Origin of the sequence: Streptomyces sp. NRRL B-1347, assembly GCF_000720325.1 — a bacterium.
Lineage (GTDB): Bacteria > Actinomycetota > Actinomycetes > Streptomycetales > Streptomycetaceae > Streptomyces.
Map to the genome: position 1 here is coordinate 1 of NZ_JOJM01000103.1, position 15182 is coordinate 15182.

Genomic DNA, 15182 nt, shown 5'->3' on the forward strand with positions numbered 1-15182 from the left:
GTGGGACCACCCCGGCGGGGGTGGCTCCCCGGATGCCCCCCGCTGTGGCAATCGGCCCGCTGGGCGAGTGGGGCATCCCCTGCTCGGGCGGAGCCGAGAGCTTGGGGAGACCCGCCCCGCCGTTGGAGCAGGGGCCGCGCCGGACCCGGGCGCGAGGAGGCGTGTGTGGGCAGGGTCAGGGCGTGGGCCCTGTTACGCGGGCGGGGCCCGGGGCAGGCTTTCGGGCATGGGTGCGGAGACGGAGCTGGTGCGGGCGCTGCGGCGGGCGGTGCGGGGCGGCGTGGACGCGACGCCCACGGCGAGGGCCCTGGTCACCATGGACGCCTCCAACTACCGCCGGGTCCCGGCGGCGGTGGTCGCCCCGCGCGACGCGGCGGACGTGGCCGCGGCCCTGGCCGTCTGCCGGGCGCACGCCACCCCCGTGGTGCCCCGCGGCGGCGGCACCTCCATCGCGGGCCAGGCGACCGGCACCGGCGTGGTCCTGGACTTCACCGCGCACATGACGGGGATCGTGGACCTCGACCCGCGGGCCCGGACGGCCCGGGTCCAGCCGGGCGTGGTCCTGGACACGCTGCGCGCCGCCGCGGCCGCGCACGGCCTCACCTTCGGCCCCGACCCGTCGACGCACAGCCGCTGCACCCTCGGCGGCATGATCGGCAACAACTCCTGCGGAGCGCACTCGGTGGCCTGGGGGACGACGGCGGACAACGTCCGGGAGCTGGCGGTCGTGCGCGGCGACGGCACCGCCGTCACGCTCGCGCCCGGCTCCTGGGACGGCGCCCCCGAGGGGCTGCGGGCCCTCGTCGACGCCCACCTCGCCCCGCTGCGGACGGGCTTCCCCGACCTGCCCCGGCGCATCTCCGGCTACGCCCTCGACGCCCTGCTCCCGGAGGGCGGCGGCCCCGACCCGACCCGCGCCTTCTGCGGCAGCGAGGGCACCCTCGGCGTCCTGACGGAGGCCACGGTCCGCCTCGTGGAGGCGCCGCCCGCCCGCGCGCTCGCCGTCCTGGGCTACGCCGACGAGAGCGCGGCGGCCCAGGCGGCCGCGGGACTCCTGCCGTACGGGCCGCTGACGGTCGAGGGCATGGCCGCGGACCTCGTACGGGACGCCGAAGGGCTGCCCAAGGGCGGCGCCTGGCTGTTCGTGGAGACGGGCGGCGAGGTCCCGGCCGACGCGCACGCCCGTGCCGCCGCGATCGCGCGGGCCGCGGACTGCGTGGACGCGGTGGTGGTCACCGACGCGGCCGCGCAGCGCGCCCTGTGGCGGGTGCGCGAGGACGCGTCGGGCACGGCGACCCGGATGCAGGACGGCAGCGAGGCCTGGCCCGGCTGGGAGGACTGCGCGGTGCCGCCCGCCCGGCTCGGCCCGTATCTGCGGGACTTCCGCGCGCTGCTCGCCGAGCACGGCCTGCGCGGCACCCCGTACGGGCACTTCGGCGACGGCTGCATCCACGTGCGCATCGACTTCGACCTGCTCACGGGCCCCGGCGTGGCCCGCTTCCGGCGGTTCTCGGAGGACCTCGCGGACCTCGTCGTCGCGCACGGCGGCTCCCTGTCGGGCGAGCACGGCGACGGACAGGCCCGCGCGGAGCTGCTGCCCCGGATGTACGGGCCCGACCTGGTGCGGCTCTTCGAGCGGGCCAAGGACCTCTGGGACCCCGCGGGCCTGCTGAACCCGGGCATGCTGGTCCGCCCGGCCCCGCTCGACGCGAACCTCCGCTTCGGCGTGCTGCCGCGCGAGCCGGTGGGCCCGCCGGCCACGGCCTTCGGCTACCCGCACGACAACGGCGACTTCGCCGCCGCCGTGCGCCGCTGCGTCGGCGTCGCCAAGTGCCGTACGACGACGGCGACGGCGGGCGGCGGCGTGATGTGCCCGTCGTTCCGCGCGACGGGCGAGGAGCGGCACTCCACGCGCGGCCGGGCCCGGCTCCTGCACGAGATGCTCGCGGGCGAGGTGGTCACCGGCGGCTGGCGGTCCACGGAGGTGCGGGACGCCCTCGACCTGTGCCTGTCCTGCAAGGGCTGCGCCTCCGACTGCCCGGTGGGCGTGGACATGGCCACGTACAAGGCGGAGTTCCTGCACCACCACTACGCGGGCCGGGTGCGGCCCGCCGCGCACTACGCCCTGGGCTGGCTGCCGCGCTGGCTGCGCGCCGTCGCGGCCACGCGCACCGCGCGCCTCGTCAACGCCCTGGCCGCGCTGCCCCCGCTCGCGGCCCTCGCCCGGCGTATCGGCGGCATCGAGCCGCGCCGCGCGCTGCCGCGACTGGCGCCGCGGACGTTCCGCCGCTGGTGGCGCGGGCGGCCGCGGGCGCACGGGGCGGGGCGCGCGGTGGTGCTGTGGCCGGACACGTTCACCGATCACCTCTCGCCCGCCGTGGGGCGGGCCGCCGTACGCGTCCTGGAGGCCGCGGGCCTCACCGTCCAGCTGCCGCCGGGGGGCGTGTGCTGCGGTCTGACGTACGTCTCGACGGGCCAGCTGGACCGGGCGCGGGCCGTGCAGCGGCGCACCCTCGCCCGGATGCGCCCGTTCCTGGAGGCGGGCACCCCGGTCGTCGTCCTGGAGCCGAGCTGCGCGGCCGCCCTCAAGGCGGACCTGGTGGACCTCGCCGCCGAGACCCCCGACTTCCCGCACGCGCGCGTGCTCGCCGACTCCGTCCGCACCTTCGCCGAGGCCCTGGAGGAGTACGCCCCCGACTGGCGGCCCCCGCGCCTCGACCGGCCGGTGGCGGGCCAGACCCACTGCCACCAGCACGCGGTCCTGGGCGACGCGGCCGACCGCAGGCTGCGGGAGAAGGCGGGCCTGACGGGCGGGCTGAGCGGCGGCTGCTGCGGCCTCGCGGGCAACTTCGGCTTCGAGAAGGGGCATTGGGAGGTGTCGAAGGCCTGCGCCGACGAGCAGCTCCTGCCGTCGGTGGCCGCGGCCGCGCCCGGCACCGCGATCCTGGCGGACGGGTACTCCTGCCGTACGCAGCTGGAGCAGCTGGCGGGGGTGCGCGGACGCCATCTGGCGGAGGTCCTCGCCCAGGCCCTGGACGACGAGGCGGACGGCGGGGCGGACCGGGGCTTAGCCGACGGGGCTTAACGGCCCGCCCCGGGCTTCGTACGCTGCGAACTGCTTCGACATCCCAGACGTAGTCCATTACCTTGTACGTAAGAGTGCAGGAAGCTGGACTGTGAGGCGGGCTCGGCGTGAACGTATCGCGGACGGACGGGGCGGTGGAGGCGGCCGTTGCCGCGCCCGCCACGGTGGCGCAGCCGGAGGCGGCGGGGGTGCCCGGCGCCGCGCCCGCTCCCGGGGGCGGCGGAGGGCGCGGTGCCGCGCTCGGGCCCCTCGGTCTGGTGCTCGCGGGCTGTGTCTCCGTGCAGTTCGGCGGGGCCGTCGCCGTCAGCCTGATGCCGCGCGCGGGCGCGCTCGGCATCGTGACGCTGCGGCTCCTGTTCGCCGCCGTGATCCTCCTCGTGGTGTGCCGGCCCCGGGTGCGCGGGCACTCGCGCGCCGACTGGGGCACGGTCCTGGCCTTCGGCGTCACGCTCGCCGCCATGAACGGCCTCTTCTACCAGGCCGTCGCCCGCATCCCGCTGGGCCCTGCCGTCACCCTCGAAGTGCTCGGCCCGCTCGCGCTCTCCGTCCTCGCCTCCCGCCGCCTGGTGAACGTGGTCTGGGCGGGGCTCGCCCTCTGCGGCGTCTTCCTGCTCGGCGGAGGCGGCGGCTTCGGGAGCCTGGACCGGGTCGGCGTCGCCTACGCGCTCGCCGCGGGGGCCGCCTGGGCGCTGTACATCGTCTTCAGCGCCCGCACGGGACGCCGCTTCCCGCAGGCCGACGGCCTCGCCCTGGCCATGGCCGTCGGCGCCGTGCTCGCCCTCCCGCTCGGCATCGCGGAGTCCGGCTCGAAGCTCACCGTGCCCAGCACCCTCGGCCTCGCCGCCGCCGTCGCCCTGATGTCCTCCGTGCTGCCCTACACCCTCGAACTCCTCGCCCTCAGGCGCCTGCCCGCGTCCACCTTCGCGGTCATGATGAGCCTGGAACCGGCCATCGCCGCCGTCGCCGGCTTCCTCATCCTCGACCAGGGCCTGACCCTCGTCGAGGGCCTGGCCATCGCCCTGGTCATCGCCGCCAGCATGGGCGCGGTCCGCACGCAGGTGGGGCGCGGCAGGGCGAAGGGCCTCCCGGACGAATAATCCAAGCACGCTTGATTGTTTCTATGGGCGCTGCCATGCTCCCAGGGCACACCGCCGTGCCCTGAGGGGAGCGCACCGTGTCCGACGCCCGCGCCGTCATCGGCGTACTCGACGATCTGCGTGACGAAAGCGACGAACTCGACCGCCTCGTCGGTGACCTGGAGCCGGAGCGGTGGGCGCTGCCCACGCCCGCGCCCGGCTGGACCGTCGCCCACCAGATCGCGCACCTCGCCTGGACCGACCGGGCCGCGCTGCTCGCCGCGACCGACCCCGACGCGTTCGCCGCGCAGGCGGCCGCCGCCCTGGAGGCGCCGGACACCTTCGTCGACGACGGCGCCCGCGAGGGCGCCGCGCGGCCGCCCGCCGAGCTCCTCAAGAGCTGGCGCACCGGCCGCGACGCGCTCCAACAGGCCCTGCGCGCGGCCCCGCCCAAGGCCCGCTTCCCCTGGTACGGGCCGCCCATGTCGCCCGCGGCCGTCGCGACCGCGCGGCTCATGGAGACCTGGGCCCACGGCCAGGACCTCGCCGACACGCTCGGCGCGACCCGCGCCCCCACGGCCCGCCTCCGGCACGTCGCCCGCATCGGCGTGCGGGCCCGGGACTACGCCTACGCCGTGCGCGGCCTCGCCGCCCCCGGGGAGGAGTTCCGCGTCGAACTGGTCGCGCCGGACGGCTCGTTGTGGACGTACGGGCCCGAGGGCGCGGGCCAGCGGGTCACCGGGCCCGCGCTCGACTTCTGCCTCCTGGTCACCCGGCGCGCGCACCGCGACGACCTCGCCGTCCGCGCGGCGGGCGCCGACGCCGACCGCTGGCTGGACATCGCCCAGGCCTTCGCGGGCCCGCCCGGCGCCGGGCGCGCGCCGAAGGGCGGCCGGCGGTGACGGAGGCGCCCCTGCGGATCGGCAACGCCTCCGGCTTCTACGGCGACCGCTTCGACGCCGTCCGGGAGATGCTCACCGGCGGCCCCCTCGACGTCCTGACCGGCGACTACCTCGCCGAGCTGACCATGCTCATCCTCGGCCGCGACCGCCTCAAGGACCCCGACCTCGGCTACGCCAGGACCTTCCTGAAGCAGATGGAGGAGTGCCTGGGCGAGGCCCACGACCGGGGCGTGCGCATCGTCACCAACGCGGGCGGCCTGAACCCGGCCGGGCTCGCCAGGGCCCTGCGCACGGCGGCCGCGCGCTTCGGCCTGCCCACGCGCGTGGCGCACGTGGAGGGCGACGACCTGGGCGCCCGCTTCCCCGGCGCCCTCACCGCCCACGCCTACCTCGGCGGCTTCGGCATCGCCGAGGCCCTGCGCGCGGGCGCCGACGTCGTGGTGACCGGGCGGGTCACCGACGCCGCCCTCGTCAGCGGGCCCGCCGCCGCCCGCTTCGGCTGGGCCCCGGACGCGTACGACCAGCTCGCGGGGGCCGTCGTCGCCGGGCACGTCCTGGAGTGCGGCACCCAGGCGACCGGCGGCAACTACGCGTTCTTCACCGAGCACGACCCCGCCGCGCTGCGCCGCCCCGGCTTCCCGCTCGCCGAGATCCACGCGGACGGCTCCAGCGTCATCACCAAGCACGACGGCACCGGCGGCGTCGTGGACGTCGGCACGGTCACCGCGCAGCTGCTGTACGAGACCTCCGGCGCCCGGTACGCGGGCCCCGACGTCACCGCGCGCCTGGACTCGGTACGGCTGCGGCAGGACGGGCCCGACCGCGTCCGGATCGAAGGCGCCGTCGGCGAGCCCCCGCCGCCCACGCTCAAGGTCGGCCTGAGCCGGCTCGGCGGCTACCGCAACGAGGTCGTGTTCGTGCTCACGGGCCTCGACGTCGAGGCCAAGGCCGAACTGGTCCGCGCCCAGGTCGAGGACGCCCTCGGCAGCGCCAAGTCCCGCCCCGCGGAGGTCCGCTGGGAGCTCGCCCGCACCGACCACCGCGACGCCGCGACCGAGGAGAGCGCGAGCGCGCTGCTGAGGCTCGTCGTCCGCGATCCCGACGCGGCGGCGGTGGGCCGCGCCCTCAGCGGCGCCGCCGTGGAGCTGGCCCTCGGCAGCTACCCGGGCTTCCACGTCACGGCCCCGCCCGGCAAGGGCACGCCGTACGGGGTGTTCGAGGCGGCCCACGTCCCGGCGGGCACCGTGCGGCAGGTCGCGGTCCTCCCGGACGGGCGGCGCGCGGAGATACCGGCGGCGGCGCGGACCCGCGGCCTGACCGACCCCGAACCGCCCCCGCTGCCCGAGCCGCCGGCGCACGAGGGGCGCACCCGCAGGGTCCCGCTCGGGTACGTGGCGGGCGCCCGCAGCGGCGACAAGGGCGGGGACGCGAACGTGGGGGTGTGGGCGCGCACCGACGACGCGTGGCGGTGGCTGGCCCACCGCCTGACGGTCGACGCGTTCCGGACGCTGATCCCCGAGAGCCGGCCGCTGGAGGTCACCCGGCACCTCCTGCCGAACCTGCGCGCCCTCAACTTCACCGTCCACGGCATCCTCGGCGAGGGCGTCGCCTCCCAGTCCCGCTTCGACCCCCAGGCCAAGGGCCTCGCCGAATGGCTGCGGTCCCGGTACCTGGACGTCCCGGAGGAGCTCCTGTGACCGTCCTCGCGTCCGCGCTCGACACCGCGAGCCCCGAGTACGCCGCCCACCGCGAGGCCATGCTCGCCAAGCTCGCCGAGCTCGACGCCGAGCAGGCCAAGGCCCTGGAGGGCGGCGGCGAGAAGTACGTCCAGCGGCACCGGGGGCGCGGCAAGCTCCTCGCCCGGGAGCGGATCGAGCTGCTCCTCGACCCGGACACGCCGTTCCTGGAGCTGTCCCCGCTCGCCGCCTGGGGCAGCGAGTACCCCGTCGGCGCCTCCATGGTGACCGGCATCGGCGTCGTCGAGGGCGTCGAGTGCCTCATCACCGCCAACGACCCGACCGTGCGCGGCGGCGCCAGCAACCCCTGGACGCTGAAGAAGGCCTTCCGCGCGCACGAGATCGGGCACGCGAACCGGCTCCCCTCGATCCACCTCGTGGAGTCGGGCGGCGCCGACCTGCCCTCGCAGAAGGACATCTTCATCCCGGGCGGCGCCCTGTTCAAACACCTCACGCAGGCCTCGGCGGCGGGCGTCCCGACCATCGCCGTCGTCTTCGGCAACTCCACCGCGGGCGGCGCCTACGTACCCGGCATGTGCGACCACGTGATCATGGTCAAGGAGCGGGCGAAGGTGTTCCTCGGCGGCCCGCCCCTGGTGAAGATGGCCACCGGCGAGGAGAGCGACGACGAGTCGCTCGGCGGCGCCGAGATGCACGCCCGCACCTCCGGCCTCGCGGACCACCTCGCCCAGGACGAGCACGACGCGCTGCGCCAGACCCGCCGGGTCGTCGCCCGGCTCAACTGGCGCAAGGCGTACGCCGATCCGCCGCCCGCCGAGCCCCCCAAGCACGACGCCGACGAACTCCTCGGCGTCGTCCCGGGCGACCTGCGCACGCCCTTCGACCCGCGCGAGGTCATCGCCCGGATCGTCGACGGCTCCGACTTCGACGAGTTCAAGCCCCTGTACGGGGCCTCGCTCACCACCGGCTGGGCCCGCCTTCACGGCTACCCCGTCGGGATCCTCGCCAACGCCCAGGGCGTGCTGTTCTCCGCGGAGTCGCAGAAGGCCGCCCAGTTCATCCAGCTCGCCAACCAGCGCGACATCCCGCTGCTCTTCCTGCACAACACCACCGGCTACATGGTCGGCAAGGAGTACGAGCAGGGCGGCATCATCAAGCACGGCTCGATGATGATCAACGCGGTGAGCAACTCGCGGGTCCCGCACCTGTCCGTGCTCGTGGGCGCCTCGTACGGAGCCGGGCACTACGGCATGTGCGGGCGCGCCTACGACCCCCGCTTCCTCTTCGCCTGGCCCAGCGCCAAGTCGGCCGTCATGGGCCCGCAGCAGCTCGCGGGCGTCCTGTCGATCGTCGCCCGGCAGTCGGCCGCCGCGAAGGGGCAGCCGTACGACGACGAGGCCGACGCGGCCCTGCGCGCCATGGTGGAGCAGCAGATCGAGGCCGAGTCGCTGCCGATGTTCCTCTCCGGACGGCTCTACGACGACGGTGTGATCGACCCGCGCGACACCCGCACCGTCCTCGGCATCTGCCTGTCGGCTCTGCACACAGCCCCCTACGAAGGCGCGCGCGGCGGCTTCGGCGTCTTCCGCATGTGAGAGGCGGTCCCCGTGATCTCGAAGCTGCTCGTGGCCAACCGGGGCGAGATCGCCGTCCGGGTCTTCCGCACCTGCCGGGAGCTCGGCATCGCTACCGTCGCCGTGTACTCCGACGCCGACGCGGACGCCCTGCACGTCCGCGAGGCCGACGAGGCGGTACGCCTGCCCGGCGCGGCCCCGGCCGCGACCTATCTGCGCGGCGACCTGATCGTGGCGGCCGCCCGGACGACGGGCGCGGACGCGGTCCACCCCGGGTACGGCTTCCTGTCCGAGAACGCCGCGTTCGCGCGCGCGGTCACCGGCGCGGGCCTCACCTGGATCGGGCCGCCCCCGGACGCCATCGAGACGATGGCGTCCAAGACCCGCGCGAAGGAGCTGATGGGCCTCGCGCCGCTCGCCCCGGCGGACGTCACGGAGGCGGACCTGCCGGTCCTGGTGAAGGCGGCGGCCGGCGGCGGTGGCCGCGGCATGCGCGTCGTACGGGAACTCCACGACCTCGCGGGCGAGTTGGCGGCCGCGGGTGCGGAGGCCGCGAGTGCCTTCGGGGACGGCGAGGTGTTCGTCGAGCCGTACGTGGAGGGCGGACGGCACGTGGAGGTGCAGCTCGTCGCCGACGCGCACGGCACCGTGTGGCCGCTCGGCACGCGCGACTGCTCCCTCCAGCGCCGCCACCAGAAGGTCATCGAGGAGGCCCCGGCGCCCGGCCTGCCCGACGCCCTCGTCGAGCGCCTGGGCGAGCTGGCCACGCGCGCCGCCCACAAGGTCGGCTACCGGGGCGCGGGCACCGTCGAGTTCCTGGTCGCCGCCGACGGCACCCCGCACTTCCTGGAGATGAACACGCGCCTCCAGGTCGAGCACCCCGTGACCGAGGAGGTGTGCGGGGTCGACCTGGTCGCGCTCCAGATCCGCGTCGCCGAGGGCCACCCCCTGGAGGGGCCGCGCCCGCCCCGGCCCGTCGGACACGCCGTCGAGGCCCGTCTGTACGCGGAGGACCCGGCGGCCGGGTGGGCCCCGCAGACCGGCGCCCTGCACCGCGTCGCCGTGCCCGAAGGGGTGCGCCTGGACACGGGCTACGCCGACGGCGACACGGTCGGCGTGCACTACGACGCCATGCTGGCGAAGGTCGTCGCGCACGCGCCCACGCGCGCCGAGGCGATCCGCAGACTGGCGGGCGCCCTGGAGCGGACCGTCGTCCACGGACCCGTCACCAACCGCGCGTTGCTCGTCCGCTCGCTGCGCCACCCCGATTTCACCGCCGGGCGCATGGACACGTCCTTCTACGACCGGCACCTGGCCGAGCTGACCGGCCCCGACGACGCGGGCCCGCAGGTCCGGTACGCCCCGCTGGCCGCCGCCCTGGCCGACTCCTGCGGCCGCTCCCGCTTCGGCGGCTGGCGCAACCTGCGCTCGCAGCCGCAGGTGAAGCGGTACCGCGCGGCCGACGGCACCGAGCACGAGGTGCGGTACACGCGGACGAGGGACGGCCTCCACGCGGACGGCGTCCGCGTCATCGCCGCGGCCCCCGACCGCGTGACCCTCGAAATCGACGGCGTACGCAGGGAGTTCACCGTCTCCCGCTACGACGACTCCGGCCGGGTCCACGTCGGGAACGTGGCCCTCGTGGCGCTGCCCCCGCTCCCGGAGCCGACCGTCCGGCAGGAGCCGGGATCCCTGCTCGCGCCCATGCCGGGCACGGTCCTCAGGGTGGCCGACGGGCTCACGGAGGGCGCCGAGGTCACCGCCGGGCAGCCGCTGATCTGGCTGGAGGCCATGAAGATGGAGCACCGCGTCACCGCCCCCGCCTCCGGCACGCTCACCGCGCTGCACGCGGAGCCGGGCCACCAGGTCGAGGTGGGCGCGCTCCTCGCCGTCGTACAGGAGCGGGACGAAGAGCACACGTCAGCCAAGGAATCCACGTCTCGGGAGGAAGTCTCAGCATGACCGGCATGAGCACAGTCCTGGAATCCGAGGAACACACCGCGCTGCGCACCGCCGTCGCCGCGCTCGGCCGCCGCTACGGCCGCGACTACCTGACCCGCGTCGTGAGCGAGGGCGCCCACCCCGACGAGCTGTGGGCGGACGCCGCCAAGCTGGGCTACCTCGGCGTGAACCTGCCGGAGGAGTACGGCGGCGGAGGTGGCGGTATCGCCGAACTCTCCGTCGTCCTGGAGGAGTTGGGAGCGGCGGGCTGCCCGCTGCTCATGATGGTGGTGTCCCCGGCGATCTGCGGCACGGTGATCGCCCGCTTCGGCACCGACGAGCAGAAGCGCGCCTGGCTCCCGGGCCTCGCCGACGGCAGCCGCACCATGGCGTTCGGCATCACCGAGCCGGACGCGGGCTCCAACTCGCACCGCATCACGACCACCGCCCGCAAGGACCCCGGCACCGGCGACTGGCTCCTGACCGGCCGCAAGGTGTTCATCTCGGGCGTCGACATCGCGGACGCCACGCTCATCGTGGGCCGCACGGAGGACGCCCGCACCGGCAGCCTGAAGCCGTGCCTGTTCATCGTGGACAGGGACGCGCCCGGCTTCCAGCGGCGCCCGATCGCCATGGAACTCAAGGCGGCCGAGAAGCAGTTCGAGCTGGTCCTCGACGACGTGCGGCTGCCCGCCGACGCGCTCGTCGGCGACGAGGACGCGGGCCTCCTCCAGCTCTTCGCGGGCCTCAACCCCGAGCGGATCATGACGGCCGCGTTCGCGCTCGGCATGGGCCGCTTCGCCCTCGCGCGCGCGGTGGAGTACGCGAAGGACCGCACCGTGTGGAAGGCCCCCATCGGCGCGCACCAGGCCATCGCCCACCCGCTCGCGCAGTGCCACGTCGACCTCGAACTCGCGGGCCTGATGACGCGCAAGGCCGCCCACCTGTACGACGCGGGAAACGACGTGGCGGCGGGCGAGGCCGCGAACATGGCGAAGCTCGCCGCCGCCGACGCCTGTGTGAAGGCCGTCGACCAGGCCGTGCACACCCTCGGCGGCAACGGCCTGACGGCGGAGTTCGGCCTGGCCTCGCTGATCGTCGCCTCCCGGGTGGCCCGGATCGCCCCGGTGAGCCGCGAGATGATCCTGAACTACGTCTCGCACCAGACCCTCGGCCTGCCCAAGTCCTACTGATCCCCGGCGGAGGGAAGTGCCCATGACCGTGGTGACCGCGTCGAAGCCCGAACGGGGCGTCGTGACCCTCACCCTGGACTCGCCCGCCAACCGCAACGCGCTCTCCGGGGCCCTGGTCGCCGAGCTGGCGGCCGCCCTGGAGCAGGCAGGGGCGGACGACGGCGTACGGGCCGTGGTGCTCACGCACACGGGCTCGACGTTCTGCTCCGGCGCGGACCTGCGGCAGCCGCCCGACCCGGCGGCGTTCGTGGCGCTGATGCGGCGGATCGTGACCCTGCCGAAGCCCGTGGTGGCGCGGGTGAGCGGCCATGTGCGGGCAGGCGGCCTCGGGCTCGTCGCCGCCTGCGACATCGCGGTCGCGGGCGGCCCGGAGTCGTCGTTCGCCCTGACCGAGGTGCGCATCGGAGTCGTCGCCGCGGTGATCTCGATACCGCTCCTCGCCCGCCTGGACGCGCGCGCCGCGGGCCGCTACTTCCTCACCGGGGAGCGCTTCGACGCGGCGGAGGCGGCCCGGATCGGCCTGGTCACCGCGTACGACGACGACGTCGACACGGCCCTCGCGCCCGTACTCGACGGCCTGCGCGAGGCGGCTCCCGGGGCACTCGCGGACACGAAGAAACTCCTCACGGCTAAGGTTCTCAGCGCATTCGACGAGGAGTCGGACGCCGCCGTCGCCCTGTCCGCGCGCCGCTTCAGCTCGGCCGAGGCACAGGAGGGCGTGGCGGCGTTCCTGGATCGACGGGAGCGCCCATGGGTGCTGTGACGGAGGCCGACCGTTCGCCCAAGCAGGACCGCAGCCGGGCCACCCGGCAGCGGCTCCTGGAGGCGGCCGTGGCGTGTCTGGCCGAACACGGCTGGACCGGCTCGACGGTCACCGTCGTGTCCGAGCGCGCCGGGGTGTCGCGGGGCGCGGCCCAGCACCACTTCCCGACCCGCGAGGACCTCTTCACGGCCGCCGTGGAGTACGTCGCCGAGCAGCGCTCCGCCGCGCTGCGCGGCCTGTTCCCCGAGGGCGCGGGGGCCGCCGACCGGGCCGCGGTGGTCCGCGCCCTGGTCGACCTCTACACCGGCCCGCTGTTCCGCGCGGCCCTCCAGCTGTGGGTGGCCGCGTCCAACGAGCCCCAACTCGGGCCGCGCGTGGCCGAGCTGGAGGCCCGCGTCGGCCGCGAGACCCACCGCATAGCCGTCGAACTCCTCGCCGTCGACGAGTCCCGCCCCGGCGCCCGCGAAACCGTCCAGGGCCTCCTCGACATGGCCCGCGGCCTGGGCCTCGCCAACCTCCTCACGGACGACGCCCCCCGCCGCGACCGGGTGGTCCACCAGTGGGGCCAACTGGTCGCGGGGGCGCTGGGGTAGTGCCCTCGCGAGCGGCACCATCCAGCCCGTCCGGCGTTTGAGGACGAGGCGCGGAGCGCCAAAAGGGCGGGGGCGCGGGGGCGGCAGCCCCCGGATCGGGAAGGGGCGGGCTCGGGGACCCCCGGTAGGGCCTCAGCCGGAGATGTCCGCGTACCCCGAGATGTCGCGCGGGCTGCGGGCCGCAGGCCCCACGTAGCGGGCGGACGGCCGCACGAGCCGCCCCGTCCGCTTCTGCTCGAGGATGTGCGCCGACCACCCCGCGGTCCGCGCACACGTGAACATGGACGTGAACATGTGCGCCGGCACCTCGGCGAAGTCGAGGACGATCGCCGCCCAGAACTCCACGTTCGTGGCGAGCACCCGGTCGGGCCGCCGCGCGTGCAGCTCGTCGAGCGCCGCCTTCTCCAGGGCCTCGGCCACCTCGAAGCGCGGCGCGCCCAGCTCCCGCGCGGTCCGCCGCAGCACCCGCGCCCGCGGGTCCTCGGCCCGGTACACCCGGTGCCCGAAGCCCATGAGCCGCTCGCCCCGGTCCAGCGCCTGCTTCACGTACGCCACGGCGTCCCCGGTGCGCTCGATCTCCTCGATCATGCCGAGGACCCGCGAGGGCGCGCCGCCGTGCAGCGGCCCCGACATGGCGCCGACGGCCCCGGAGAGCGCGGCCGCGACGTCGGCGCCGGTGGAGGCGATGACCCGGGCGGTGAACGTGGACGCGTTCATGCCGTGCTCGGCGGCGGACGTCCAGTACGCGTCGACGGCCTGGACGTGCCGCGGGTCGGGCTCGCCGCGCCAGCGCCGCATGAACCGCTCGACGACGGTCTCCGCCTTGTCGATCTCCCGCTGCGGCACCATCGGCAGGCCCTGCCCGCGCGCGGACTGGGCGACGTACGACAGGGCCATCACGGCCGCCCGCGCGAGGTCGTCACGGGCCTGCGCCTCGTCGATGTCGAGCAGCGGCCGCAGTCCCCACACGGGGGCGAGCATGGCGAGCGCGGACTGCACGTCGACGCGGATGTCGCCGGAGTGGACGGGGATGGGGAACGGCTCGGCGGGCGGCAGGCCCGGGTTGAACGCGCCGTCGACGAGCAGGCCCCACACGTTGCCGAAGGAGACGCTGCCGACCAGGTCCTCGATGTCGACGCCCCGGTAGCGCAGGGCACCGCCCTCCTTGTCCGGTTCGGCGATCTCCGTCTCGAACGCGACGACTCCTTCAAGTCCGGGTACGAAGTCGGACATCAGGCGGCTCCTCATGATGGGTACGAGATGTGTACGACAGCTGTGGTCGACAGATGCGTGCGACCAGTGATCCGGCGATGCTCTGGGGTAACCCGGTGATGCCCCGCGCGGCCGGAGGTCACCCGACCGAAACGGTTTCGGCACGATAACCCTTGGTGCCACCCTTCGCGATGGACTGCGGCACTCAGTGCCACACATCACCTCATGGTGGGGCGCGCCGGGGCCGCACGCCCGCCGACTGCCGCTTCGTGCCCCGGCATTCGTATACGGCAAGATGACCGCGTGACCGAGTCCCGCGCCATCGCCTCCGAGTCCGCAGCAGCCGTAGACCTGGCCGCCATGCGTGCGCAGTACCTCACCGACGGCATCGCCGAGGCCGACTTCCCCGCCGAGCCGTTCCAGCAGTTCGCGGACTGGTTCCAGCAGGCGGCAGCGGAGGCGGCGGACCCGGCGGGGGTGCTCGCCGAGTCGAACGCGATGGTCGTGTCCACGGTGGACGGCGAGGGGCGGCCCAGCTCGCGCACGGTGCTCCTGAAGGGCTTCGACGAGCGCGGCTTCGTCTTCTTCACCAACTACGAGTCCCGCAAGGCCCGGGACATCGCGGGCAACCCGCACGTGTCGCTGCTCTTCCCCTGGCATCCGATGGGGCGTCAGGTGATCGTCACGGGGACGGCGGAGCGGACCGGGCGCGAGGAGACCGTCCGCTACTTCCGCAGCCGCCCGCACGGCTCCCAGCTCGGCGCCTGGGCCAGCGCGCAGTCGTCGGTGATCGCCTCGCGCGACGAACTGGACTCGGCGTACGCGGAGTTGGCCGCGCGGTATCCCGAGGGGGAGCAGGTGCCTGCGCCGCCGCACTGGGGCGGCTTCCGCGTCCGTCCCGAAACGGTCGAGTTCTGGCAGGGCCGCACCAACCGCCTCCACGACCGCCTCCGCTACACCCGCACCGACGCCACCTGGACCCTGCACCGCCTCAGCCCCTGACCGGCGCCAGGGCCGCACCACGCTGCACCCTGCCGGTGCCCTGCGCAACGGTTGCACGGCACCTGGGGCTGTGCCCACCCCTCCCCAAGCTCTCGGCTTCGCCCGAGCAGGGGATGCCCCACTCGCCCTGCGGGACGATTGCCC

General features: G+C 75.2%; 11 protein-coding genes. 10 read left to right on the forward strand and 1 reads right to left on the reverse strand.

The features are described 5' to 3' along the window. Positions 1–226: 226 nt before the first annotated feature. The 9 genes from IG74_RS0141680 (at position 227) to IG74_RS0141720 (ending at position 12824) form a co-directional block, all read left to right on the forward strand. Entirely contained in the window at positions 227–3085 is a 2859-nt protein-coding gene (locus IG74_RS0141680) for an FAD-binding and (Fe-S)-binding domain-containing protein (protein WP_030688387.1), read from the forward strand. A 107-nt stretch (positions 3086–3192) separates the two neighbouring features. Then, positions 3193–4182, forward strand: a complete 990-nt coding sequence (locus tag IG74_RS0141685; protein WP_030688389.1) for an EamA family transporter — start codon at positions 3193–3195, stop codon at positions 4180–4182. A 77-nt stretch (positions 4183–4259) separates the two neighbouring features. Beyond that, positions 4260–5063, forward strand: a complete 804-nt coding sequence (locus tag IG74_RS0141690; protein WP_030688390.1) for a TIGR03084 family metal-binding protein — start codon at positions 4260–4262, stop codon at positions 5061–5063. Beyond that, on the forward strand, positions 5060–6760 hold the full coding sequence (locus IG74_RS0141695; RefSeq protein ID WP_030688394.1) for an acyclic terpene utilization AtuA family protein: 1701 nt from the start codon (positions 5060–5062) through the stop codon (positions 6758–6760). Before IG74_RS0141690 ends, IG74_RS0141695 begins: the two co-directional genes overlap by 4 nt. After that, positions 6757–8355: an acyl-CoA carboxylase subunit beta gene (locus IG74_RS0141700; protein WP_030688396.1), complete on the forward strand. Its 1599-nt coding sequence runs from the start codon at positions 6757–6759 to the stop codon at positions 8353–8355. Before IG74_RS0141695 ends, IG74_RS0141700 begins: the two co-directional genes overlap by 4 nt. Positions 8356–8367: 12 nt before the next feature. Then, the gene (locus IG74_RS0141705) at positions 8368–10296 is read left to right on the forward strand and encodes an acetyl/propionyl/methylcrotonyl-CoA carboxylase subunit alpha (RefSeq protein WP_037827050.1); all 1929 of its coding nucleotides are present in this window, start codon (positions 8368–8370) and stop codon (positions 10294–10296) included. 5 nt (positions 10297–10301) lie between these two features. Next, positions 10302–11468 (forward strand): acyl-CoA dehydrogenase family protein, encoded by a 1167-nt coding sequence (locus IG74_RS0141710; protein ID WP_030688400.1) that lies wholly within the window; start codon positions 10302–10304, stop codon positions 11466–11468. 22 nt (positions 11469–11490) lie between these two features. Continuing rightward, positions 11491–12231, forward strand: a complete 741-nt coding sequence (locus tag IG74_RS0141715; RefSeq protein ID WP_030688402.1) for an enoyl-CoA hydratase family protein — start codon at positions 11491–11493, stop codon at positions 12229–12231. Further along, positions 12219–12824 carry a TetR/AcrR family transcriptional regulator gene (locus tag IG74_RS0141720; RefSeq protein WP_030688405.1) on the forward strand — a complete coding sequence of 202 codons (606 nt, stop codon included), beginning with the start codon at positions 12219–12221 and terminating at the stop codon, positions 12822–12824. Before IG74_RS0141715 ends, IG74_RS0141720 begins: the two co-directional genes overlap by 13 nt. 132 nt (positions 12825–12956) lie before the next feature. Here IG74_RS0141720 and IG74_RS0141725 read toward each other — a convergent pair whose 3' ends face one another. Further along, on the reverse strand, positions 12957–14057 hold the full coding sequence (locus tag IG74_RS0141725; protein ID WP_030688407.1) for a citrate synthase 2: 1101 nt from the start codon (positions 14055–14057) through the stop codon (positions 12957–12959). A gap of 300 nt (positions 14058–14357) precedes the next feature. On the opposite strand from IG74_RS0141725, the gene pdxH reads away from it, so the two are divergent. Further along, positions 14358–15038: a pyridoxamine 5'-phosphate oxidase gene (pdxH, locus tag IG74_RS0141730; protein WP_037827052.1), complete on the forward strand. Its 681-nt coding sequence runs from the start codon at positions 14358–14360 to the stop codon at positions 15036–15038. Positions 15039–15182 lie beyond the last annotated feature (144 nt).